At 63.0% G+C, this 23,346-nt stretch carries 24 protein-coding genes and 1 tRNA gene; 16 read left to right on the top strand and 9 right to left on the bottom strand.

The window, feature by feature from the left end; genetic code table 11:
* The first annotated feature begins 36 nt into the window (after positions 1 to 36).
* Together OKW30_RS13845 and otsA are read left to right on the top strand one after the other, a co-directional pair.
* Entirely contained in the window at positions 37 to 249 is a 213-nt protein-coding gene (locus OKW30_RS13845) for a hypothetical protein (RefSeq protein ID WP_090805626.1), read from the top strand.
* 232 nt (positions 250 to 481) lie between these two features.
* Positions 482 to 1,909, top strand: a complete 1,428-nt coding sequence (otsA, locus tag OKW30_RS13840; protein WP_184065538.1) for an alpha,alpha-trehalose-phosphate synthase (UDP-forming) — start codon at positions 482 to 484, stop codon at positions 1,907 to 1,909.
* Between the two features lie 153 nt (positions 1,910 to 2,062).
* Here the strand turns inward: otsA and OKW30_RS13835 are convergent, their stop codons facing one another.
* The 5 genes from OKW30_RS13835 to OKW30_RS13815 form a co-directional block, all read right to left on the bottom strand.
* Positions 2,063 to 3,481 carry an MFS transporter gene (locus OKW30_RS13835; protein WP_429346931.1) on the bottom strand — a complete coding sequence of 473 codons (1,419 nt, stop codon included), beginning with the start codon at positions 3,479 to 3,481 and terminating at the stop codon, positions 2,063 to 2,065.
* A 117-nt stretch (positions 3,482 to 3,598) separates the two neighbouring features.
* The gene (locus OKW30_RS13830; protein ID WP_018419796.1) at positions 3,599 to 4,102 is read right to left on the bottom strand and encodes a YbhB/YbcL family Raf kinase inhibitor-like protein; all 504 of its coding nucleotides are present in this window, start codon (positions 4,100 to 4,102) and stop codon (positions 3,599 to 3,601) included.
* A 240-nt stretch (positions 4,103 to 4,342) separates the two neighbouring features.
* The gene (locus tag OKW30_RS13825) at positions 4,343 to 4,789 is read right to left on the bottom strand and encodes a very short patch repair endonuclease (RefSeq protein ID WP_184065544.1); all 447 of its coding nucleotides are present in this window, start codon (positions 4,787 to 4,789) and stop codon (positions 4,343 to 4,345) included.
* Between the two features lie 30 nt (positions 4,790 to 4,819).
* Positions 4,820 to 6,112 carry a DNA (cytosine-5-)-methyltransferase gene (gene dcm, locus OKW30_RS13820; RefSeq protein ID WP_184065547.1) on the bottom strand — a complete coding sequence of 431 codons (1,293 nt, stop codon included), beginning with the start codon at positions 6,110 to 6,112 and terminating at the stop codon, positions 4,820 to 4,822.
* Positions 6,113 to 6,419: 307 nt separating this feature from the next.
* The gene (locus OKW30_RS13815) at positions 6,420 to 6,746 is read right to left on the bottom strand and encodes a hypothetical protein (RefSeq protein ID WP_184065550.1); all 327 of its coding nucleotides are present in this window, start codon (positions 6,744 to 6,746) and stop codon (positions 6,420 to 6,422) included.
* A gap of 203 nt (positions 6,747 to 6,949) precedes the next feature.
* Here OKW30_RS13815 and OKW30_RS13810 point away from each other — a divergent pair, with 203 nt between their 5' ends.
* From OKW30_RS13810 to OKW30_RS13790, 5 genes are all read left to right on the top strand, one after another.
* Complete coding sequence (locus OKW30_RS13810) at positions 6,950 to 7,141, top strand: CsbD family protein (protein ID WP_184065553.1); 192 nt, start codon at positions 6,950 to 6,952, stop codon at positions 7,139 to 7,141.
* A 229-nt stretch (positions 7,142 to 7,370) separates the two neighbouring features.
* The gene (locus OKW30_RS13805) at positions 7,371 to 7,592 is read left to right on the top strand and encodes a hypothetical protein (protein WP_184021431.1); all 222 of its coding nucleotides are present in this window, start codon (positions 7,371 to 7,373) and stop codon (positions 7,590 to 7,592) included.
* A 129-nt stretch (positions 7,593 to 7,721) separates the two neighbouring features.
* Positions 7,722 to 8,429, top strand: a complete 708-nt coding sequence (locus OKW30_RS13800) for a glutathione binding-like protein (RefSeq protein WP_184065556.1) — start codon at positions 7,722 to 7,724, stop codon at positions 8,427 to 8,429.
* Positions 8,430 to 8,436: 7 nt separating this feature from the next.
* Positions 8,437 to 8,760: a hypothetical protein gene (locus tag OKW30_RS13795; RefSeq protein ID WP_429346930.1), complete on the top strand. Its 324-nt coding sequence runs from the start codon at positions 8,437 to 8,439 to the stop codon at positions 8,758 to 8,760.
* Between the two features lie 169 nt (positions 8,761 to 8,929).
* Complete coding sequence (locus OKW30_RS13790; RefSeq protein WP_429346929.1) at positions 8,930 to 9,769, top strand: hypothetical protein; 840 nt, start codon at positions 8,930 to 8,932, stop codon at positions 9,767 to 9,769.
* A gap of 24 nt (positions 9,770 to 9,793) precedes the next feature.
* Here the strand turns inward: OKW30_RS13790 and OKW30_RS13785 are convergent, their stop codons facing one another.
* Entirely contained in the window at positions 9,794 to 10,732 is a 939-nt protein-coding gene (locus OKW30_RS13785; protein WP_184065564.1) for a class I SAM-dependent methyltransferase, read from the bottom strand.
* A 637-nt stretch (positions 10,733 to 11,369) separates the two neighbouring features.
* Between OKW30_RS13785 and OKW30_RS13780 the strand changes: the two genes are divergently transcribed.
* The 3 genes from OKW30_RS13780 to OKW30_RS13770 all read left to right on the top strand — a co-directional run bounded on the left by OKW30_RS13780 (position 11,370) and on the right by OKW30_RS13770 (position 13,109).
* Positions 11,370 to 12,011, top strand: a complete 642-nt coding sequence (locus OKW30_RS13780) for a hypothetical protein (protein ID WP_429346928.1) — start codon at positions 11,370 to 11,372, stop codon at positions 12,009 to 12,011.
* Between the two features lie 168 nt (positions 12,012 to 12,179).
* On the top strand, positions 12,180 to 12,614 hold the full coding sequence (locus tag OKW30_RS13775; RefSeq protein WP_429346927.1) for a hypothetical protein: 435 nt from the start codon (positions 12,180 to 12,182) through the stop codon (positions 12,612 to 12,614).
* A 153-nt stretch (positions 12,615 to 12,767) separates the two neighbouring features.
* Positions 12,768 to 13,109: a DUF6173 family protein gene (locus tag OKW30_RS13770; protein WP_429346926.1), complete on the top strand. Its 342-nt coding sequence runs from the start codon at positions 12,768 to 12,770 to the stop codon at positions 13,107 to 13,109.
* Positions 13,110 to 13,141: 32 nt separating this feature from the next.
* Here the strand turns inward: OKW30_RS13770 and OKW30_RS13765 are convergent, their stop codons facing one another.
* Positions 13,142 to 13,456 carry a hypothetical protein gene (locus OKW30_RS13765; protein WP_429346925.1) on the bottom strand — a complete coding sequence of 105 codons (315 nt, stop codon included), beginning with the start codon at positions 13,454 to 13,456 and terminating at the stop codon, positions 13,142 to 13,144.
* 91 nt (positions 13,457 to 13,547) lie between these two features.
* Between OKW30_RS13765 and OKW30_RS13760 the strand changes: the two genes are divergently transcribed.
* Entirely contained in the window at positions 13,548 to 14,540 is a 993-nt protein-coding gene (locus OKW30_RS13760; protein WP_429346924.1) for an ATP-binding protein, read from the top strand.
* 7 nt (positions 14,541 to 14,547) lie between these two features.
* Positions 14,548 to 14,859 carry an STAS-like domain-containing protein gene (locus OKW30_RS13755; protein WP_429346923.1) on the top strand — a complete coding sequence of 104 codons (312 nt, stop codon included), beginning with the start codon at positions 14,548 to 14,550 and terminating at the stop codon, positions 14,857 to 14,859.
* A 285-nt stretch (positions 14,860 to 15,144) separates the two neighbouring features.
* On the opposite strand, the gene OKW30_RS13750 is transcribed toward OKW30_RS13755, so the two are convergent.
* Together OKW30_RS13750 and OKW30_RS13745 are read right to left on the bottom strand one after the other, a co-directional pair.
* Positions 15,145 to 15,219, bottom strand: a tRNA-Arg gene (locus OKW30_RS13750).
* Between the two features lie 235 nt (positions 15,220 to 15,454).
* Positions 15,455 to 15,646, bottom strand: a complete 192-nt coding sequence (locus OKW30_RS13745; RefSeq protein ID WP_184009557.1) for a rubredoxin — start codon at positions 15,644 to 15,646, stop codon at positions 15,455 to 15,457.
* A gap of 308 nt (positions 15,647 to 15,954) precedes the next feature.
* Here OKW30_RS13745 and OKW30_RS13740 point away from each other — a divergent pair, with 308 nt between their 5' ends.
* The 4 genes from OKW30_RS13740 (at position 15,955) to parC (ending at position 23,263) form a co-directional block, all read left to right on the top strand.
* On the top strand, positions 15,955 to 16,356 hold the full coding sequence (locus OKW30_RS13740) for a DUF4399 domain-containing protein (protein ID WP_429346922.1): 402 nt from the start codon (positions 15,955 to 15,957) through the stop codon (positions 16,354 to 16,356).
* 171 nt (positions 16,357 to 16,527) lie between these two features.
* On the top strand, positions 16,528 to 18,462 hold the full coding sequence (locus tag OKW30_RS13735) for an ATP-binding cassette domain-containing protein (RefSeq protein ID WP_184065757.1): 1,935 nt from the start codon (positions 16,528 to 16,530) through the stop codon (positions 18,460 to 18,462).
* Positions 18,463 to 18,895: 433 nt separating this feature from the next.
* On the top strand, positions 18,896 to 20,881 hold the full coding sequence (locus tag OKW30_RS13730; RefSeq protein ID WP_184065576.1) for a DNA topoisomerase IV subunit B: 1,986 nt from the start codon (positions 18,896 to 18,898) through the stop codon (positions 20,879 to 20,881).
* 60 nt (positions 20,882 to 20,941) lie between these two features.
* Positions 20,942 to 23,263, top strand: coding sequence for a DNA topoisomerase IV subunit A (gene parC / locus OKW30_RS13725; RefSeq protein WP_429346921.1), 2,322 nt, complete (start codon positions 20,942 to 20,944; stop codon positions 23,261 to 23,263).
* The last annotated feature ends 83 nt before the right edge of the window (positions 23,264 to 23,346 follow it).

The raw sequence follows: 23,346 nt of genomic DNA, 5'->3' as shown, positions 1-23,346 counted from the left end.
CGCGACAAGCGGCAGGCTTCCCCCGGAGGCACGATCATGAGACACCCCGCATTGCGACGTTCCGCGCGGCACCCCAAGCGCGGGCCACGGCCGGCCGAGGTCGAGACTGAGCCGGTGGTGTCGCCGGACCCGGCCGCGCAGAATCGGATCGCCCCGCATACGCCGCCGGACGGCGAGCACAACCAGGGCGGGGTGCGTCAGGAAGGCCTCGAATACCAGCGCGATCTGGGCTCGGAGCAGGATGCCTGAGGCAGCGTAGCTCCGGGCGGGGGTATCCCGGCGACCGGGATACCGGTAAGAAAGACCTCCGCATTCGTCGGATTTAACAGAAAAATTTTCTTCGCGATCCGTGATGATGGCGGGGATTTGCTCGTTTGTCACATTTTCATACAACTTTATTTCCGATATCTCATATATCGGCACGATGATTGCATGCACCGTTTTGGCGCAATTCCGCATACAACGAAACAATGGAGCACTAATGAGCAGATTGATCGTGGTATCGAATCGTGTCGCACCGATTCAGGAAGCGCGTCCGGCAGCGGGCGGGCTCGCGATCGGCGTGCTGGACGCACTGAAGGAGACCGGCGGCGTCTGGTTCGGCTGGAGCGGCGAAACGGTCAGCGAGCCATCCGCGCCCGTGATCGAGAAGCAGGGCAACGTCACCTACGCGACTGTGGGCCTCACCAAGCGCGATTACGACGAGTACTACCGCGGTTTTTCGAACACCACGTTGTGGCCGACCTTCCACTATCGCAACGACCTGTCCCGCTACGACCGCGAGGACTACGCGGGCTACCAGCGCGTCAACGCGACGCTCGCGAAGCAGCTCAAGGAACTGCTCAAGCCCAGCGACATCATCTGGGTGCACGACTACCATCTGCTGCCGTTCGCGCGCTGCCTGCGCGAGCTCGGCGTGAAGAACCCGATCGGCTTCTTCCTGCACATTCCGTTTCCGGTGCCCGAAGTGTTGCGCACGATTCCGCCGCATGAAGAACTCGTCAAGGCGATGTGCAGCTACGACGTGATCGGCTTTCAGACCGAGGCGGATCGCCAGTCGTTCGTCGACTATATCGAGCGCGGTCACCACGGAACGTCGAGTGAAGACGGCATGGTGCACGCGTACAACCGCTTCCTGAAGGTCGGCGCGTACCCGATCGGCATCTATCCCGACGCGATCGCGAAGGCCGCCGAGCAGTTCACCGACCGCAAGGCGGTGCGCAGCCTGCGCGACGGCATGCGCGGGCGCAAGCTGATCATGAGCGTCGACCGGCTCGATTATTCGAAGGGGCTGGTCGAGCGCTTCCAGGCATTCGAGCGGCTGTTGCAGAACGCGCCCGGCTGGCACGGCCGCGTGTCGCTCGTGCAGATCGCGCCGCCGACCCGCGCCGACGTGCAGACCTATCAGCGCATCCGGCAAACGCTCGAAGGCGAGGCGGGCCGCATCAACGGCCGGTTCGCGCAGCTCGACTGGACGCCGATCCAGTATCTGAACCGCAAGTACGAGCGCAATCTGCTGATGGCGCTCTTCCGCCAGTCGCAGGTCGGCTATGTGACGCCGCTGCGCGACGGCATGAATCTGGTGGCCAAGGAGTACGTCGCGTCGCAGGATCCGGCCGATCCGGGGGTGCTCGTGCTGTCGCAGTTCGCGGGCGCGGCCGAGCAGCTGCCGGGCGCGCTCGTCGTCAATCCGTTCGATCTGTCGCAGATGGCCGAAGCGCTCGAGCGCGCATTAGCGATGCCGCTCGCCGAACGTCAGGCGCGTCATGCGGACATGATGGAGCCGATGCGCGAGAGCAACCTGTCGGTGTGGCGCGATACGTTGCTCGATGATCTGCGCCACGTCGCGACCGCGTCTTCGGTGACGGCCAAAGCGGTAAAGCTCGCTGACGTGACGGCATCGCCCTGAGCCGAAGGGCGCGGCCCGCGCAGGCGGGCGGCGCCTGTGCCGCTCACGTCGTGCGTGGAGTGACAGGGAAGATCAAGGCAAAAAGGCGTGCATCGCCTCGTGCGATGCGCGCCTTTTATCGTGCATGTCTTGCGCGCGTAGCGGCCACAGCCCTCAGGCCGGCTGCGCCGCCTTCTGCATGACCCGCATCGTGCTGACGACCGCCGCGACCGCCGAGAACCCCGCGGCCACATACAGCGCGATGATCGTCCCGCTCTGCGGCGCGACGCCGAAGATCAGCGCGACCAGCGCCGCGCCGAGCGTTTGCCCGGTCAGGCGCGCGGTGCCGAGCATGCCGCTCGCGCCGCCGCTGCGTTCGTGCGGCGCGGACGACAGCATCGTGCGATTGTTCGGCGACTGGAAGATGCCGAAGCCCGCGCCGCACAGCGCCATGCGCCACGAAATCTGCAGCGCGTCCGGGTGAGGCCCGAGCGTCGCGAGCAGCAGCAGGCCGACGGTCATCGCGGCGAGTCCGACGCCGCCGAGCCAGCCGGCCGATATCCTGTCCGACAGCACGCCGGCAATGGGCGCCGCGATGATGATGATCGCGGGCCACGGCGTCATCAAAAGACCCGTTTCGACCTGCGACATGCCGAGCGTTTCCTGCAGCAGGAACGGCAGTGACACGAACGCGAGCATCTGCGCGCAGAACGAGCAGACCGACGTGCCGACCGACAGCGCGAACACCGGAATACGCAGCAGGTCGATCGGCAGCAGCGGGGCGGGCCGCGTCAGCTGGCGACGCACGAAGAAGTAGCCGATGACCAGCGCTCCGAGCGCCTCGAGCGTTACGTAGCCGAAATGCTCGCCGTGGCCGAGGCCATCGACCGCGAAAATCAGCAGGCCGAACACGAACGCGTTCATCACCGCGCTCAGATAGTCATACGGGGATTCGTGGCCGGGGTTCATCGGCAGCGCCTTGAAGCCGCCGACGATCGCCGCGATGCCGATCGGCACGTTGATCGCGAACAGCCACGGCCAGCTCGCGATCGCGAGCACGCCCGAGGCGACCGTCGGCCCGACCGCCGACGACACCGCCACCACCATCGCGTTGATCGAGACGCCGCGCCCGAGCTGGTTAGGCGGATAGATCATGCGCACGATCGCGGTGTTCACGCTCATGATGCCGGCCGCGCCGAAGCCCTGAACCACTCGCGCGAGCGCGAGCGTCGCCAGCGAGTTCGACAGCGCGCAACCGAACGACGCGACCGTGAACAGGATCAGGCCCGCCAGATAAATGCGCCGGTAGCCGATGCGGTCGCCGAGCGACGCGAGCGGCAGCAGCGAGATCGTGATCGCGAGCTGATACGCGTTGACGACCCAGATCGACGCGGCGGCGCTCGCATTGAGGTTGCGCGCGATCGTCGGCAGCGCGACGTTGGCGATTGCGCTGTCGAGCACCGCGAGCGTCAGCGAGAGCGCGATGACGAGCATCGCCCAGTAGCGTTGTGGGACCGGTAGGCCCAGTTCCTTGCCTTCGAAGCGGGAAGCGGAGGGCGTCGAGCCGTCCGTGCGCGGGGAGGGTGCGGGCATCGATTGTTTGATTTGTCGGAGATGTTGGCGCGCCTGTGCGCGGCTCACGCGCTGGCCGCTGCGGGCGTATCGGTCGGCGCGGCGCCGGCGTTACCGGGCGCCGGCGCCGCGCGTGCGTTATTTGAGTTCGTAGAGGCCCGTGTGGGTCGTCGAATCGATTTCGTTCAGGTGCGTCATGAAGCGCGCGACCGCGTTGGTGGTTTCCGCGCTGACCGGCAGATGCGGCACTTTCAGCGCATGCAGCCGGAAGATATAGCGATGCGTGCGATCGCCGCGCGGCGGCGCGGCGCCGCCGAAGCCGACCGTCCCGTAGTCGTTGCGCACCTGCATCGCGCCCTGCGGCAGCAGCGAGCCGTCGGCCTTGCCGGCGTTGCGCGGCAGCGAGCGCGCGTCGGCCGGAATGTTCACGACGACCCAATGCCAGAAGCCGCTGCCGGTCGGCGCGTCGGGATCGTGAACGGTGAGCGCGAAGCTTTGCGTGTCCGCGGGCGGCGCTTCCCATTGCAGCGACGGCGAGATGTTTTCGCCGTCGCCGCCGAACGCCTTGTCGTTGTACTCGTGGGCTCTCGGCATGAAGCCGTTGGTGGGAAAATCGTCGGACCAGAGACGGAAGTCAGCCATGATGTGCCTCCCTTGTTGATTGGTTCTGGGATCGTCGGAGTTCGCGATGTCGCGGCGGGCGCGGCGCATCTCGCGGCATGCCGAAGCGCGTGAGGACGTGCCGCGAAAGCGCCTGGAAGCACCCGGAAAACGCCGCCGAAGCGTGCCTCGAAGGCATCTCGAAAGCGCGCCGGGTGAGCCTTTCGAGTGTAGCACCAGCGGCGCGAGACTCGCGCGAGCCGGGCAGGTCGCGCGCGGTTTTCAGCCGCGTTCCTCCAACTCCGGCGCGTCGCTTCCGATCCACGCGACGAGCCGCTCGATCACGCCCGCGATATCGCGATTCCCGCCTCGCAAAGCGCATTCCCACACGACCGCGACGCGCCAGCCGCTCGCGAGCAGCGCGGCGCGCACCTTGTCGTCGTTGCTGCGATTGCGGCCGATCTTGTCGCGCCAGAAGTCGGGCCGCGTCTGCGGCCATTTGAACAGATGACAGTCGTGGCCATGCCAGAAGCAGCCATGCACGAGCACCACCGCGCGATAGCGCGGCAGCACGATGTCGGGGCGGCCGGGCAGATCGCGCGCGTCGAGCCGGAAGCGCAGGCCCCGCCGATGCAGCAGGCTGCGGATCAGGATCTCCGGCTTGGTGTTGCGGCCGCGAATGCCGGACATCATCCGGCTGCGCGTCGCGCTATCGACGATATCGACCATCGTCAGCGGGCCAACGGGTCGCGCGGCCGCTCACGCGTAGAGCGGCAGGGAGTGTTTCGACGCATCGCGGGTCGGGTGGGCAAGCAGGGTTTGCACATGCGGCAGCATGATACGCGCCACTTCGCGCATCACCGGCATCACGACGCTATTGCCGAACTGCCGGTAGGCCTGCGTATCGCTGACCGGAATCCTGAAGGTGTCGGGAAAGCCCATCAGTCGAGCGCATTCGCGCGGCGTCAGGCGACGCGGGCGCAGCGCCTCGCCCTGATAGACGAGAATTTCGGAGCCGTCCTTGTGATAGCGCGCCGACAGCGTGCGCGTCACGCTGTCCGGATAGGCCATGCCGAAACCGAAGCCGTTGCCCGCCGCACGATGCTTGGCCGCGTAGTTTTGCAGATACGCCCACAGCTTCGGGGTGAGCGTGTACTTCGGCTGCACGCGGCGCGCGGCGTGGTCGAAGAAGCGCTCGTGGTCCCACGGCAGCACCGGTTCCGTGCCGTCCGTGCGATGCAGGATCGCGCCGAGCCGCGGACCCTGTTCGGGCAGGCGCAGGTCGTCCCATGTGAACCCGGTCTTGCCGCGAAAGCCCACCACGATGATGCGCTCGCGATGCTGAGGCGTGAAATGCTGGCCATCGATCACGCGGTAGTGCACCTCGTAGCCGAGCTCGTCGCGCAGCGTTTGCAGGATCACGTCGAAGGTGCGGCCCTTGTCGTGCGACAGCAGGTTCTTTACGTTTTCGAGCAGGAACGCGGCGGGGCGCTTCGCGGCGATGATGCGCGCGACGTCGAAAAACAGCGTGCCCTGGGTCGTGCATTCGAAGCCGTGCGGCCGGCCAAGCGCGTTTTTCTTGCTGACGCCGGCGATCGAAAACGGCTGGCACGGAAAGCCGCCGAGCAGCACGTCGTGGCTCGGCACGTCCTCGGCGGGAAACGTGACGATGTCGCCGATCAGCGCGTGCGCGCCGCCGCTCGCGGAGTTGTCGCCGTGGTTCTCGCGATAAGTCCGCGTCGAGAACTCGTTCCACTCGCTGGTGAACACGCATTCGCCGCCGTGCGCCTCGAAGCCCATGCGAATGCCGCCGATACCCGCGAACAGATCGATGAAGCGGAAGCGCGCCGCGTCGCCCGCGTGTTGCGCCTCACGCGCGCCTTGCCGCAGTAGATCGCGCAACGCGGCTTCCAGCATCGCGGGACAAGGCGTTTCACCTTTTTCCCAGCGACGCACCGTCTTGATGTCCTTGCCGACATGGGCTGCGATTTCGCGTTGGGTGAAACGGGCGCGCGCCTGCTTGAGCAGGTCGAAGGGGGCGGCGAGGGTCACGTGGCGTCCTTGCTGGGAATTTTTGCGGACATTATGACCTAAGGTCGTCCCATTTCCCTATTGTTGGCGCCGATTGATCAGGAATTTTTCGCGATACGTCGCGCCGCTGCGTTTGTCTGCGGCGAAACATGCCTGTGACGAAGGCGGATATACGCTCGTCCCGTGACGCTGGTTTCCGGCGTTGCGACGTGTGTTGGCGGCCGCGACCTCGTGCCCGGCCGCTTTTTTTGCGGCGCGCAAGACGAGCGGCGTGCCCGCTTGGCGCCACGCGTGCGGGTGCAGCGGGTGGGGGCGGATGCGGATGCGGTCAGGCCGACTTCACCTTCTTCACCGGGGCAGCCCGCTCGAATCGCGAGGTCGGCGCGGGCGCGAAGCGTTCCCATTCGGGCAGCGGCGTCGAGGCCAGCCGATCGAGTTGCAGCAGCAGGCTGTCGACTTTGTCCAATTGGGCGGTAGAAAGCTGGCCGCTGTCGACCAGCGCGGTCAGTCGTTTGCGCCAATAGGTGGCTGGCAGGATCGGACCGCCGAAATCGCCGCGCAGCGATACGTGCATCACCCGCGCGATGTGCGCGATGTCGTGGTCGATCAACGCAGCTTGCGATGATCCCGAAATCGTAGTCTCCGTGCGGTCCATGACTCCTCCCTGAGCGCATTTACGGCGCTGCGCGGCGAGACTTTAGGCCTTTTGATAAAAAATTTGCCCGATCGCGCGTCGGCGTTCGTCGGTGCCGCGGCCCCGCGCGCGGAGCAGCTGCCGGGAACGGCCGTTGCTGCTTCCCACACACCGGCGGAATACCGCGCCGGCATTTCCGTCGACTATGCATATGGGAGCCGAGCATGAACAAGGATCAAGTGAAGGGCGTTGGCCAGCAGGTCAAGGGCAAGGTCAACGAGGCCGTCGGCAAGGCCACGAACGACCCTGCGAAGGAACTCAAGGGCGACCTGCAGCAGGGCGCCGGCAAGGTGCAGAAGGCCTATGGCGATGCGAAGGAAAACGCCAAGGACGATGCAAAGCGCGGTCGTCACTGAACCCGTTTGGTGCAGGTTGCCGTAACGGCGGAGGCGTCGCGATCGTCGCGGCGCCTTTGTTTTTTGTACGGCGCAGGTCGGACACGACGCGTCCGATTTTACAAGTTGGGTCACGGCTGACGTTGGCGCGGCGGCCGGCCTGGGAGTAACCCGTGATCGCGATGATCGGCATTCCGCACGCGCCGCGAGCCCTTTAGACTTGGCGCAATCCCATCAGGAGGTCGCGCCGATGACACCCGAAAAGATACTTTCGATGTTCGAACGGCAGTATTTGGAAGGCAAGGCGCCCCCCGATCTCGAAGCGACCTGCGCGAACTTCGCGACGTGGCTCGCGGCCGCGTGGGAACTGCTCGACAGCACCGAAAAGACGCTGCTGCTGACGGTCGGCGCGGCGCTGTGGCGCGAGGGCTTCAATGTGCGCGCGGGTACGGCGACGAAGGACTTGTGGTGAACCGCCGATCGCGAACGGCGCTGTTGCCGCAGCGTTTGTAGGGTCTTCACGCGGCCTTGCACGCGTTGTGTCGAGGCGGTTTATATTGGGCGGTCTTGCAATTTCTGTCCCATAGGGCGACCCGAACCCATGACCGATTTATCCGCTTTCGCGATCACGAAGAAATGGCCGGCCGAGCATTCGGACCGGATTCAGCTCTATTCGCTGCCGACGCCCAATGGCGTAAAAATCTCGATCATGCTCGAGGAAACCGGCTTGCCGTACGAGCCACATCTGGTGCGCTTCGATACCAACGATCAGATGACGCCGGCGTTTCTGTCGTTGAACCCGAACAACAAGATTCCGGCGATTCTCGATCCGAACGGTCCCGACGGCAAACCGCTGCCGCTGTTCGAATCGGGCGCGATCCTGATTTATCTCGCCGACAAAAGCGGCCGGCTGATCCCGCAGGACGCCGCCGGGCGCTACGAGACGATCCAGTGGGTGATGTTCCAGATGGGCGGCATCGGTCCGATGTTCGGCCAGGTCGGCTTCTTCCACAAATTCGCCGGCAGGGAGTACGAGGACAAGCGTCCGCGCGATCGCTACATCGCCGAATCGAAGCGGCTGCTCGGCGTGCTGGAGCAGCGCCTGGAAGGACGCACATGGGTGATGGGCGATCAGTATTCGATCGCCGATATCGCGATCTTCCCGTGGGTGCGCAATCTGGTCGGCTTCTATGAGGCGGGAGAACTGGTCGGCATTCAGGACTTCCCGAACGTGCGGCGCGTGCTGGCGGCGTTCGTCGAGCGTCCGGCGGTGGTGCGCGGCCTGAATATTCCGCAGCGGCCGGCTTGATGGCCTGTTGCGCGCGCCCGCCGCGCTGGGCGTCGTCGCGTTTCATACCGACGGCATCGTTGCCGCGCATGGCTGGCTCGTCCATGTTTTTCCGCGCGTGTCGCGCTATGGCGAAATCGGCGTCGACGTCTTCTTCGTGATCTCCGGCTTCGTGATGGCGCTGGCGACTCTGGGTTTGCCCCCGGGAATCCAGTCGGCGCGCTCGTTCGCTCGTTCATATGCGCCCGCATCGCGCGGGTCGTGCCGCTCTACTGGATTCTCACCGCGTTGTTTATCGCGCTCGTCGCGTTCGTGCCGGGCGTTTCCGAAGCGTTCGGTCATGCGCGCGTGAGCGCCTGGCATCCGCTGTCGTCGTTCCTGGTGCTTCGACGGTTTTTCGTGTCCTTGAAATTAATACCGCTGAGCGCGTATAACCTTTGAGGTGAGTAAAGTTCTTACCGGCTTATCGGGCGAGAATCGCGCGACAGCGCTGTGACGCGACCGGACGAAAAGGTGAAGCAATGAGCGCCGTTACATTGTTCGCGTGGTCCGTTCCGGCGTATTTCCAGGATTCCGTGGTCGACCATACATGGGTGACGACCTACGACAGCCGCGTGAAGATTTACCCAGCGCTGGCGGACGTCCTGATCGCGGGCGAGCACTATTGGTACAGCTGGGGCAGCTTCCACGCCCGAGGTGGGACGCCGGTCAGTGCGGATGGTTTTTTGGCTTCCGGCGCGGCAAATCTGCTTTATGCTAGTTGTCTATGTAAGCCCGATGTGGACTCGAACATCGATCCGGCCGCTCGTGGAACGATATTCAGCTATGGTCGCGATGGTGTATGCCATCAGCTGTCAAACCAGATTCTTTGGGCGACCGGCAGCGGTGGAGCGGCTCCAGCTACCGTCCGCAAGTCCAGGGGCTACTGGTTGAGCATCGCGATCTTCGGAACATACGGCAAGCAGCATGCTGCATGGGCGAGCAAGAAGATTCAGTGCTCGACACCAAGCGGGAGTGACGCGATGAAGCCAGGACATCAGGAATCCGATGTCGACGATTTTCAGGAGCATCTTCAGGCGACTTTGAAGGGTCCCGACGCGGATGCGAAAATCAAGTCGTTGATGAATCATCGACGCACATTCATGGTGCGGGTCGAGCGTTTGCAACATGCCCCGCAGGGCGGCGATGTTCCGTCCGCCTCGGAGCTGAACCAGGCCTATTCGTCTTTTCTCCACGACGCTGCTGACATTCTGGGTCCCGAGGACTTCGAGCGAGTCTTTGGTGCACGCCCAAAGGATCAGATGAACGTCGTCGATCCTTCGATATACGAGCAAAGTGTCCGTCGGCCGATGCAAAAATAATGGAGCCGCCGGACTGGCGTCGTCTCAAACGCGTTTCGCGATCACCGTCGTCGAACTCGCAATGTCGAGATTCTTTTTTGCGCTTAGCTGCTTCACAAACGATCGATCCAGCAACGTCGGCGGTCCTTGCAGAATTTCTTCGACCGTGAGCGCCTTGAATTCCTTCAGCGCATTCTCGTCGAGACCATCGGCCCATTCGCTCATGATCCAGTAAATCGACCAGATGGCCGATGTCGATTCCGGTACGTACACACGTTCGACATTGATCGCAGATCCGAAGAGGTTGAGAATCCCCTCGGCTGTCATGTTGTAGTAGTGATGCGGGTAGCCGTGAGTAGGTTGAGTGAGCGGAACCACCACGACCAGATCGCCTCCTGGCTTCAACACGCGAAGAATCTCTTTGGCGGCAGTGAATGGGTCCTTCACATGTTCGAGGACATTCAACGACAGAAGGCCATCGAACGATGCATCTTTGAATGGCAGAACTTCGCCGACACCTCGCACATCGGTGGATGGATAGTTGGTGATGTCGAAATTGATCACGTTTTCGTAGATCGCGGGACGGCTGCCGGCCCCACAATCCAGAATGATCCCCGACGGATGGCGCTCGATCATACTCAGTGCATCCTGATCGTACAGATTGCTTCCGGCCAGTTCCGAGTCGTAAATGTCGAACTGGGAGCGCAGATCGGGCGACAAAAAATCGAAAAATTTTCCGTCGTCACTAAATGGCATATCAGTGCGAAGGACAGACGCTATTATTTTTCTTCGTTCCTGCCTGGATTGGGCCGCCACCTGTGCATCTTGCCTGCGATGACTTTCGGCGCTTCCGAAAACTTCGAAATGCGATCTTCCCGATCGTAATGCACCGAGCCTGACAGCCTCAGCGACGTCCGGATTTGCGGCGAGATAGGCCTGCTCACAAAAATTCAACGCGGTAACGCATTCAAGCGCTTGATCCATGTCGGTCCTCGGAAACGTTTCGAAGTCGGCTCGCAGATTATAGCGATCTGAGATTTCCGGGAGCGCCTGATTTTCCGGGGTTGTCGGACGGGTGGTTCGCCTGGAAGGCGGATCGGCAACAAAAAGCACCGCAGCGCAAGGTGTGCGGGGCTGACAGAATTCATACGTCAAGGTTGGCGATGTTTGCGGGGAGTTTTCGATTGTTTGTGCCCCCACCTGTGCCCCTAAAATCGGTCTCCTGAGGATAAACGGGTGCGATTTCTGTGTGACCTGGATGCGGCGCAATCGATCGCGGGGCGATTGATTTGCTTGTATAGCCCCCTAAAGCGGGGCCGCTTCATATCCGGCGTCACATAAGCGAGTAGTTTTTCGCCGCTTCACCGCCTCAGTGCTGCTCCGCATTCAGCAGCATCCAGACTCGTCTCCTCCTTGCAGGGAGCCTTGCAAGTCCGGTTTTTCGTCCGGCCTTTTCGGCGCTTCGACACGCGCACGGCCGTGCGTGGTGACGCATGGCGGACCGGCGCAGGGGCGAGTGTCAACGATTGTGTCGGATCTGTCGCTCCGTTCCCGGCTTTGTGCTACATAGCCTCTTCAAATCGCTTTTGGAGGAGGCACAAGTTGATGGGATTACAGACAGATGGCGATTGACTTCGACGTCGGAACGCATCGGCGCTGCACGCTCTACACGCGACATGAGTATCACGGTAATGCCCTGAGCAACGAGGCGCGCGCCGGCCGCCAGCTCTTTACCTCGGCAGGATTGCGGGAACTCACGCGCGACACACGTCAGCTGGCGCGGCTCGTCGAATTCATGCGCAACGCGCGCAGTGGCGCATACGCGAGTAGCGCTGCTCCAGAGCAGACCGCTCGGGCGCTACAGAACGCCGTCGAACGTGGCGATGTGATCGCAGTCGTGCCCACGCCGCGTACGTCGCGCGGAGGCGGTGCGCCTATTGAGCGGAAGATCCGGCCGTACTACGCGACCGTCACGCCGTCGCAGCTATTCAGGCGCGCGCTGCCTGTCGTGAGTGCCGGGCGTTCATTCCAGCGTCCAGTACTTCCGCGACTGGCCGCCGACGATGATCTCGCCATGTGGTTCGCCCGCCCCGGTGACGTGCTTCCGGATGGACCGCGTGTTTCGGTGTGCGCAGTGTGGTTGCGCCACCGACGGCGACGAGGTGTCATCCATCTGTGCGTGCGGGATCCGGCTCAAGGGTGGGAAGGATGCCGGCGTGCGGTGTGTGTTGAACGACGAGCAGACGCAGGAGAACCCGTTTGAGGTGGTGGCGAAGCAGGTTGTCGGCTGAGCAGCGCCGCATCCCGTGGAGGGACATAGTTGCCGGCCTGCTTGCAGATATCAGCGCCCAGACACTCGGGTGCCCCTTCCTTTGGCCGCATTTTCGGTGCAACATTGGCGTCACAAAATTTGACCATTTCCGGGGCGACCATGAGACTCAAGTCTGCTGTCGCATCGCTGTTGATTTCAATATCAACGATCGCTGTAGCGCAGCAGCCGACAAAGGCTGCCGTGTTTGTCGAAGACCATACAGAAGACAATCAGGGGCATCGCCTCGCGTATGCAGTGAAGGAGCAGATTCGAAATTCGGCGGGCATGCGTATTGTTGATACTCCCGGAGAGTCTGCGCTGCAGGTCCATCTCGGAAGCATTGATGCAACCGGCTCCCAAATACAAACTGCATTCACGGTCGTGTACACGCTGACGGATTTTGGAAACCCGGGATCTTTCCAGTTTTACTTGGACTCTACTGGCGGACTTTGCGGCGCTCAGGCGATCGACCAGTGCGCGAACTCTATTGTGGCCCGTCTGGATACCAACCTTTCCAGCGTGCGAGCTGCGTTCGCCGCTGCCGTCAAGAAGTGATGTGATGCTAGATGGATCGTTACGGCAAGCGGCCGTGACGCGAGCGTGCGGTGCATGATGAACGACGAGCGTACACCGAAGAACCCCTACGTCATCGTGGCTGGAATGGCTTGCTCAGCATAGAATGCGCTGTTTCCATGACCAGACCTAGTTATGAATATCGACCGTTTCGGAAATGTTAGTCTGCCGGCTCTACCCCCGCTGCCCGATCCTCCACACGTGCAGGCATTCGAAACGCTTGTAGGGCAGGTTAGAGCTTTTGAAGCTACGCTGTCAGACAGTGAAACGGTCGGTGCGATGCTCGCATCATTCGGCCAGACGGTGACGTTGCAGATTCAGACGATTTCGCGCGCGGGACAATACTTTTGCTTTGAAGGAATTACACCGGACGGCAACGACGCTCGCTTAGTTCAGCATTACACGCAGGCGTCGCTGCTCTTTATCAAACTGAAAGCTGAGCAGCCTCGGCAGCCGATTGGATTTGTAGCTGATTGACTGGCGTCGCCTACACTCAGCCGGTCAAACGTTCAAGCGTCGACCGGCTGTACTAGGAGTTGCATTCCAAGGTGCCCCAGCGCTTCCATGAACTGCGCTAACCCATGATTTCCGAAGGGTGCGAGGTCTGGATAAGGGAACACGTCGTCGGCTTGCGGATCATCCGCAGCCTTTGGCACGCGGCAGTCCTTGGCCTGATCGAAAACGACAGCGGCGGCCATGCCGGAGTCGCCAGTAGACAGCGCCAGGTTGATCTGTTCGGCTTTGGCCTCGACGGTGTCTGGGGTGTGGCCGAAAGCGTTGATGATGGCCGTGAGAGCATCGATATCGGTGGGTTCGGTATTCATGGCCATGTCAACGGCACGGCGCCTCGCAACCTTTAGTTAGCTGGGCGGTGTCGATATACTTCTCGCATCTACACGAGCTTTAGGAAAAACAATGGCCCGGCACTTGGCGCCGCAGCGCATCACTAGCGAAGACCTGCACGAGGCTTCGGAATTCTTCAATGCGCTTTATGAAGACCGGGATGACGAACTACGGATCAATGGCGCCAATCTACGGTTTGTTGATCCGCTGGGCCTTTGCCTACTTAGGCATCATCTCGGGCTGTTGTCGGCGGCGGGTGCGCAGATCCACTTGGAGAATCTTTCCCCGGCCAACGCTGCGTACCTTGAGCGCATGGATTTTTTCGATGGTCTCGAGAACGTACATTGTCAAAACCGGCCGGCCGACAATCGCAGAAATGCGCTCGGACATTCTCTGGTCGAGTTGCATCAGATACGAAACAGTCACGATGTAGATCCGGCGGCAGGACGCATCGCCGCTGCTGTGGTCGGGGTGTCCCGCGCGCCGGCCGAGCCCGACCCGGACGGGATGCATGCAAGTCCAGCTGACCGAATGCACAGCGCGTTGCAGTACGTGTTCAGCGAGCTACTTAATAACTCGGCCTTCCACGGGCGCGCGCGCGGGTTTACCGCCGCTGAAATTTGGGTTGCTGCACAGTACTATCGCCGTACCGGTCGTGTGCATTTGGCGATCCTAGATAACGGTTGTGGTTTTCTTCTCAGCTTGCGCGATCACTCCGCGCTACGGGAGCAGACCCATCAGGCCGCGATCGAAGCAGCACTGCGGCCTCGCGTGAGTTGCAACAGGGATTTGGCTCGAGGTTTGGACTCGGGAAATCAGGGTATCGGACTTACTGCATCTCACGCCATCGCCCTCGCGTCGGCAGGAACAGTGGACATCATCAGCGGAGACGCTTGGCTCCGCTCGACAGCCGACGGGCAAAACTATGACGAGTTGGCGCGTCAGTGGCAGGGCGTCGGTGTGTCGTTGCAGATGAGCCGCGAACTGCTGCAGGACGTTGTCATTGGCGATATTATTGGGAATATCGCGCCCCTTCGAGAAGTGCGCGACTTTCAATTCGAGTGAGGTGTTTATGCAGACTGTTAGCCTTGCGATCGCCCCACCACATGGGTTTTACGGAACCCGGTCACGGGCGTTTGAGTTTAGAGATCAGATCGAGCAACAGCTCGACGCCGACGTCGAGCGCGTGGTCATTGAGTTCTCAGGCGTATCCGCCACGCAGTCTTTTATCGACGAACTGTTGGGTGTTCTGGTCGTTGAGCGTGGTGCGGGGGTCGTTCGCCGGCTGGTGTTCAAGGGTTGCTCAGACGATCTACGGGCGATCATCCGATTTGTCTTGAACGACCGCATCGAGCAGTTGGAGGATGCGCAGGCTCGGCACTGAGCTCGTGCCATAGGTCTTATGCGCCAGGCGTCGTGCGCAAACGATTGAGGTAGGCTGCCCACGCTTCCATCAGCTCGAGCCGCTGATCCGTCCACTGAGTCTGGTTGTAAGCTATTCCCAAGCTGTCGCGGACGTTGTGCGCCGGTTGCCTCTCGAGGATTTCCTGGCTGATACCCAACTTCTCGACCGCCAGCCTCCGCGCGGTAACCTCTCATTATCGATTACGCCAATTTTACGCCAAACTCGTCTGAGCTCCTTATGAAATAAGGCGTCCCGGGCGTTTCTTGGTCCCCCTGACAGGAATCGAACCTGTATCTAGCGCTTAGGAGGCACTTGTTCTATCCATTGAACTACAGGGAGAGGACCGGGCCGGACAGATCGGCGAGGACTCGGTGAGTCCAGACTGACCACCGAGCGCAGAGTATATCAAACCGGCGCGGGCAAAAGGAGAGCCAAGCCGGCAGCCGCCCGCGCCTCGCACAAATCCCGCAAAAACAAACGGCCCCGCAGACATCGCCTGCCGGGCCGCGCAAACCACCTGAGCATCTGGCGAAGCGCACGCAACCGCGCCTATCGCCCCAAGCTCATCTCACTGTCAAAACTCCACCACCGCGAACTCCGCCTTGCCCACGTCGCACAGCGGGCAGCGCCAGTCTTCCGGAATGTCGGCGAAACGCGTGCCCGGTGCGATGCCTTCTTCGGGCAGACCGTCTTCCTCGTTGTAGATCCAACCGCAAATCAGGCAGACCCAGCTCTTGAATTCCGTCACTTCGATCACTTCGCTCACGACACGCTCTCTCGTTCAATGCAATGGCCGGCTTGCTCTGCCCCTTTATGGGGCGGCGCGGCGACCCGCAATATTACCGGAATTTGTCAAATCAGCCGCAGACGACCGATGCGGCGCCGCCCCAACGCCTTTGCGGCGAGCCCGGGTTCGCGCGACGGGCCTCGTCACACAAGCCGTGTACGCTTTGACCTGCAAGCTATCTGATTGGACAGATGCGGCGCGCGCTTCGCACCTATTGCGACGATCGGTCTCGGGCGAGGCCGCTGGCGGCGCCGCATCGCCGGGTTTCGTTTCCAAAGGAGAAAACGATGTTTAAAAGCCGATGGTTGGTCGGCGTCGCGGCGGCTGGGCTACTCGCCGGGTCGGGTGTGGCGCAGGCGGCGGGCGTGACCTTCGTGCAACCGGCGGACGGCGCCACCGTCACCAATCCGGTGCACGTCGTGTTTGGCCTCGACGGCATGAAGATCGCGCCCGCCGGCACGCTGACGGACGGCACCGGGCATCATCACCTGCTGATCGACGGCAAGCCGCTGCCGAAGGGCGAGGTCGTCCCCGCGACCGACAAGTCGCTGCACTTCGGCAAAGGCCAGACTGAAACCGATCTGACGCTGCCGCCGGGCGACCATACGCTGACGCTGCAATTCGGCGACGGCGCGCATCGCTCGTATGGGCCGGAGATGAGCAAGACGATCACGGTGCACGTCAAGTAAGCAACTGCTTGAAAGGCCGGGCCGGCGCGCGCGTCGCCGGCCCGCGCCGATCGCGTTGCACACTGTGTCGCGCGCTTCATCGCACGGATGTTCCCGCCCGGCATACCTGCGACCGGCCCTGCGCCCGGTACAATGAGCAGTTCCGACTCATCGCTGTCTTCTCCCATTCCCATGTCGCTTTACACCATTACCGGAGCGCAGCTCGCGTTCGGTCACGTCGCGCTGCTCGACCGCGCGGATTTCTCGCTCGAAGCGGGCGAGCACGTCGGGCTGATCGGGCGCAACGGCGCGGGCAAGTCGTCGCTGTTGAAAATCGTCGCCGATCTGGCCAAACCCGACGACGGCCTCGTCACGCGTCAGCAGCATCTGAGCACGGTCTACGTGCCGCAGGAGCCCGAGTTCAACGCCGACGACACCGTGTTCGACGCGGTCGCCGCCGGACTGACCGAGGCGCGCGCGCTGCTCGACGAATACGACGCGGTCGCGCATCAGCTCGCCGACACGCCTGAGGGCGCCGAACACGACGCGCTGCTCGCGCGCATGAACACGCTGCAATCGGCGTTGGACGCCGCGGACGCATGGAATTGGAGCACGCGCGTCGCGACCACGCTGCAGCAGATCGGCCTGAACGGCGAAGCCCGTGTCGGCTCGCTGTCGGGCGGCATGCAGAAGCGCGCCGCGCTCGCGCGCGCGCTCGTCGTGCAGCCCGACGTGCTGCTGCTCGACGAGCCGACCAACCATCTCGACTTCGACGGCATCCGCTGGCTCGAAGATCTGCTGGTGTCGCTGCGCGCCGGGCTGCTGTTCATCACACACGATCGCGCGTTTCTCGACCGCGTCGCGACGCGCATCGTCGAGCTCGATCGCGGGCGGCTGCTGTCGTATCCGGGCAATTTCTCCGCGTACCAGACGCGCAAGGCGCAGCAGCTCGAAGTCGAGCGCATCGAGAGCGAGAAGTTCGACAAACTGCTCGCGCAGGAAGAAGTGTGGATTCGCAAGGGCGTCGAGGCACGCCGCACGCGCAGCGTCGGCCGCATCGCGCGCCTCGTGCAGATGCGCAACGAGCGCGCCGAGCGCCGCAACGTGCAGGGCAACGTGAAGCTCGACGTCGGTCAGGGCGAGAAGTCCGGCAAGATCGTGGCGGAACTGACGGACGTGACGAAGCGCTATGGCGAGCGCGCGGTGGTGGACCGCTTCACGGCCACGGTGATGCGCGGCGACAAGATCGGCTTCGTCGGTCCGAACGGCGCGGGCAAGACCACGCTGCTGAAGCTGATCCTCGGTGAACTCGCGCCGGACGAGGGCAACGTGCGCGTCGGCACGAATCCGCAGGTCGCGTATTTCGATCAGATGCGCGCGGCGCTCGATCTGGAAAAGAGTCTCGCGGACACGATCAGCCCCGGCAGCGAGTGGGTCGAAATCAACGGCCAGAAGAAGCACGTGATGAGCTATCTCGGCGACTTCCTGTTCGCGCCGGAGCGCGCGCGTTCGCCGGTCAAGTCGCTGTCGGGCGGCGAGCGCAACCGGCTGTTGCTCGCGCGCCTGTTCGCGCGCCCGGCCAACGTGCTGGTGCTCGATGAACCGACCAACGACCTCGACATTCCGACGCTCGAACTGCTCGAAGAACTGCTGATCGACTACGACGGCACGGTGCTGCTCGTCAGCCACGACCGCGCCTTTCTCGATAACGTCGTGACGTCGGTGATCGCATCGGAAGGCGGCGGCAAGTGGCGCGAATACGTCGGCGGCTTCACGGACTGGCAGACGCAGCGCGATCGCTCGGAGCAACTCGCGCTCGAAGCGCAGAAAGAATCGAGCAAGGAAGCGCCGAAAGAAGCGGCGCCGAAGGACAGCGCGTCGGGCCGCAATGCGCAGCGCAGCGCGAAGCTGTCGTTCAAGGAGCAGCGCGAACTGGAGGCGCTACCGAAAATGATTGCCGACCTCGAGGCCGAACAGAAGGCAATCGGCGCGCAGCTCGAAGACGGCTCGGTGTTCGCGAAAGATGCACGCGAAGGCGCGCGTCTGACCGAGCGCTATGCCGAGATCGACGAGGAGTTGATGCTCGCGCTCGAACGTTGGGACGAGCTGGAAAACCGCGTCAAGTAACGCGGCGTGCGCGGCCGGCACAAAAACAACAGAAAGCGCCGCCGCGCACGGCACCGAAATTCAGCCGGCGCGCGCCCGTGCATTTTCCGCCGATACCTATCGCGCCGCCGTCCTGCGAGCCGTCCATCCTCCATTGCATGTCCCCCAACGCCCGCCGTGCCTTATCCGGTCGGCCAATTCAGCGCGGGGTCAATTGCCGCCGTGATCGAAATCAGTACAATACCCCGCGAACAGGCTTCCCCGGCGGGCTGTGCGTCCATGTCCGGCATTCGAGCGCGCCAACGGAAGCCGCGCGACAAAACAGCTTGCCCGCATCGCGGGCGCTCCACCTAACCCCGTTGTTTCGTTTCGCTTTTTTTGAATACTCAACGCATTGTCCAGGCCCTGTCCACAGGACCTGTGGACAACGATGAACCGACGCACCGAGTCAATCATGTCTACGAAAAAGCCAAACGCCGCGTATAGCGAAGCGTCGATCAAGGTGTTGAAGGGTCTGGAGCCGGTCAAGCAACGACCCGGCATGTACACCCGCACCGAGAATCCGCTGCACATCATTCAGGAAGTCATCGACAACGCATCGGACGAGGCCCTCGGCGGCTACGGCCGGCAAATCACGGTCACGCTGCACGCGGACCATTCGGTCTCGGTCGACGACGACGGCCGCGGCATTCCATTCGGCCTGCACCCCGACGAAGGCGTACCGGTCGTCGAAATCGTTTTCACGCGCTTGCACGCGGGCGGCAAGTTCGACAAGGCCGCCGGCGGCGCCTATACGTTCTCGGGCGGTCTGCACGGCGTCGGCGTGTCGGTCACCAACGCGCTGTCCACGCGGCTCGACGTCACCGTGTGGCGCGACGGCAAGGTCGCCGAACTGAGCTTCGCGCACGGCGACGTCGCGAAGCCGCTCGAAGTGCGTGCCGCCACCAAGGCCGACAAGAAATCCGGCACGCGCGTGACCGCGTGGGCCGATCCGAAGTACTTCGATTCACCGAACCTGCCGCTCGGCGAATTGCAGCGTCTGTTGCGCTCAAAAGCGGTGCTGCTGCCGGGCGTCGAGGTCACGCTCGTCAACGAGAAAACCGGCGAGCGGCAAAGCTGGAAATACGAAGACGGCCTGCGCGGCTATCTGCTCGAAGGCATGAACGGCAGCGATCTGCTGATTCCGCTGTTCGAGGGCGAGCGCTACGCGGAAAGCTCGCGTTCGAGCGAAGAGACGTTCGCCGAAGGCGAGGGCGCGGCGTGGGTCGTCGCGTGGAGCGAGGAAGGACCGCTCACGCGCGAGTCGTACGTGAACCTGATTCCTACGCCCGCGGGCGGCACGCATGAGTCGGGCTTGCGCGACGGTCTTTATCAGGCGGTCAAGAGCTTCGTCGAGTTGCACAACCTGCAGCCGAAGGGCGTGAAACTGCTCGCCGAAGACGTGTTCGCGCGGGTGTCGTTCGTGCTGTCGGCGAAGGTGCTCGATCCGCAGTTTCAAGGGCAGATCAAGGAGCGCCTGAATAGCCGCGATGCGGTCAAGCTCGTGTCGTCGTTCGCTCGGCCGGCGCTCGAACTGTGGTTGAACCAGCACGTCGAGCATGGCAAGAAACTCGCGGACCTCGTGATCAAGCAGGCGCAGGCGCGCACGCGTGCGGGGCAGAAGGTCGAGAAGCGCAAGAGCTCGGGCGTCGCCGTGCTGCCCGGCAAGCTGACCGATTGCGAATCGACGGAAATCGGCCGCAACGAACTGTTCCTCGTCGAGGGCGACTCGGCGGGCGGCTCCGCGAAGATGGGCCGCGACAAGGAATACCAGGCGATCCTGCCGCTGCGCGGCAAGGTGCTGAACACATGGGAAACCGAACGTGATCGCCTGTTCGCGAACAACGAGGTGCACGACATTTCAGTGGCGATCGGCGTCGATCCGCATAATCCGGACGACAAGATCGATCTGTCGAATCTGCGCTACGGCAAGATCTGCATTCTGTCGGATGCGGACGTCGACGGCTCGCATATCCAGGTGCTGCTGCTCACGCTGTTCTTCAAGCATTTCCCGCAACTGATCGAGCGCGGTCATGTGTGCGTCGCGCGTCCGCCGCTGTTTCGCGTCGATGCGCCCGCGCGCGGCAAGAAGCCCGCGCAGAAGCTCTATGCGCTCGACGAAGGCGAACTCGAGGCGATTCTCGACAAGCTGCGCAAGGACGGCGTGCGCGACAACCAGTGGTCGATCAGCCGCTTCAAGGGTCTCGGTGAAATGAGCGCCGAGCAGCTGTGGGACACGACGATGAATCCCGACACGCGCCGCCTGCAGCCGGTCGCGCTCGGCGAACTCGACTACGATGCGACCGTCGCGCGCATGACGATGCTGATGGGCAAGGGCGAAGCCGCGTCGCGTCGCAGCTGGCTCGAAGAGAAGGGCAACGAAGTGGAAGCGGACATCTGAGCGCATTGCGCCTCAATGCGACATATGACACTGCAAGCCAAACACGGACACGGAATCTAGATGGACGACGATAACACTCTCGACCTTTTCAACGAGCCACCGTCGGACAGCGACGTGCTGACGCTCGGCAACTACGCGGAGCGCGCGTACCTCGAGTATGCGGTCAGCGTGGTCAAGGGCCGCGCGCTGCCCGATGTTTGCGATGGGCAGAAGCCGGTGCAGCGCCGCATCCTGTTCGCGATGAACGAGATGGGCCTTGGCGACAACGCGAAGCCGGTCAAATCGGCGCGCGTGGTCGGCGACGTGCTCGGTAAGTATCACCCGCACGGCGACCAGTCCGCGTACGACGCACTCGTGCGTCTCGCGCAAGACTTTTCGATGCGCTATCCGCTGATCGACGGCCAGGGCAACTTCGGCTCGCGCGACGGCGACGGCGCGGCGGCGATGCGTTACACCGAAGCGCGCCTGACGCCGATCGCAAAGCTGCTGCTCGCCGAAATCGATCAGGGCACGGTCGACTTCATGCCGAACTACGACGGCTCGTTCGAAGAGCCGAAGGTGCTGCCGGCGCGTCTGCCGTTCGTGCTGCTCAATGGCGCATCGGGCATCGCCGTCGGCCTCGCGACGGAAATTCCGTCGCACAACCTGCGCGAAGTCGCAGGAGCGGCGGTCGCGCTGATCCGCAATCCGAAGCTCTCGCATGCGGAGCTGATGCAGCACGTGCCCGGTCCGGACTTCCCCGGCGGCGGCCAGATCATTTCGAGCGAGGCGGAAATCGCCACCGCGTACGAAATCGGCCGCGGCAGCCTGAAGGTGCGCGCGCGCTGGAAGATCGAGGATCTCGCGCGCGGCCAGTGGCAACTCGTGATCACCGAACTGCCGCCGAATACGGCCGCGCAGAAGGTGCTCGAGGAAATCGAAGAACAGACCAACCCGAAAATCAAGCTCGGCAAGAAGACGCTGACGCCCGAGCAGTTGCAGACGCGGCAGACGCTGCTCGGGCTCGTCGACGCGGTGCGCGACGAATCGGGCAAGGACGCGCCGGTGCGTCTCGTGTTCGAGCCGAAGTCGAGCCGCATCGATCAGACCGACTTCGTCAACACGCTGCTCGCGCATACGAGCCTCGAATCGAACGCACCGCTGAACATGGTGATGGTCGGCGGCGATGGCCGGCCGCGTCAGAAGGGCTTGAGCGAAATCCTGCACGAGTGGATCGCGTTCCGTTTCGCGACGGTGACGCGCCGCACGCGGCATCGTCTGTCGAAGGTCGACGACCGCATCCATATTCTCGAAGGCCGGATGATCGTCTTCCTGAATATCGACGAAGTCATCCGCATCATTCGCGAATCGGACGAGCCGAAGGTCGCGCTGATGGCCGCGTTCGGTCTCACGGATCGCCAGGCCGAGGACATCCTCGAAATCCGGCTGCGTCAGTTGGCGCGCCTCGAGAAGATCAAGATCGAGAAGGAACTGGCCGAGCTGCGCGACGAGAAGGCCAAGCTCGAAGAGCTGCTCGGCAGCGAACCGGCGATGAAGCGCCTGCTGATCAAGGAAATCGAAGCCGACGCGAAACAGTATGGCGACGAGCGCCGCACGCTGATCCAGCAGGAAAAGCGCGCGACGTTCGAAGCGCGCGTGGTCGATGAGCCGGTCACCGTCGTGGTGTCGCAGAAGGGCTGGGTGCGCGCGCTGAAGGGCCACGGGCTCGATACGGCCGGCTTCAGCTTCAAGGCCGGCGACGGCCTTTACGCGGCGTTCCAATGCCGCACGCCCGATACGCTGATCGCGTGGGGTAGCAACGGGCGCGTCTATTCGGTCGCGGTGGCTCAGCTGCCGGGCGGACGCGGCGACGGCGTGCCGGTCACGTCGCTGATCGAGCTCGAATCGGGCAGTCATTTGATGCACTACTACGCGGCGTCGGCGGAACAGGCGCTGCTGCTCGCGTCGAGCAACGGCTTCGGCTTCATCGCGAAGGTCGGCGATATGGTGAGCCGCGTGAAGGCCGGCAAGTCGTTCATGACGATCGACGCCGGCGCCGCGCCGCTCGCGCCGATGCCGATGCTGCCGGACGCGGCGCAGGTCGCGTGTCTGTCGTCGGGCGGGCGTCTGCTCGTGTTCGGCCTCGACGAGATGAAGACGCTGTCGGGCGGCGGCCGTGGCGTCACGCTGATGGCGCTCGACGACAACGAAACGCTCGTGCAGGCGCTCGCGATCAATCAAGCAGGCGTGATGCTGATCGGCACGCGTCGTGGCGGCCGCGTCGACGAGGAGAAGCTGGCCGGCGCCGAGCTTGCGGCGCATGTCGGCAAGCGTGCACGCAAGGGACGCGCGCCCGTCAGCAAGCTGAAGCTCGACGGCATGCGTCCGGTGCTGCCGGCCTAGTGGAGTCGATTTAACGAAGTTTGACGCTGTAAAACCGTGAGCGCCTGCTAGCATGCGGGGCGCTCGCGGTCTGTCGCAGCAAT

It is taken from the genome of Paraburkholderia sp. Clong3 (assembly GCF_050436485.1).
Taxonomy (GTDB): Bacteria; Pseudomonadota; Gammaproteobacteria; order Burkholderiales; family Burkholderiaceae; genus Paraburkholderia; species Paraburkholderia tuberum.
The sequence above is the reverse complement of the archived record's forward strand: the minus strand, read 5'-3'. Positions and strand labels throughout refer to the sequence as shown.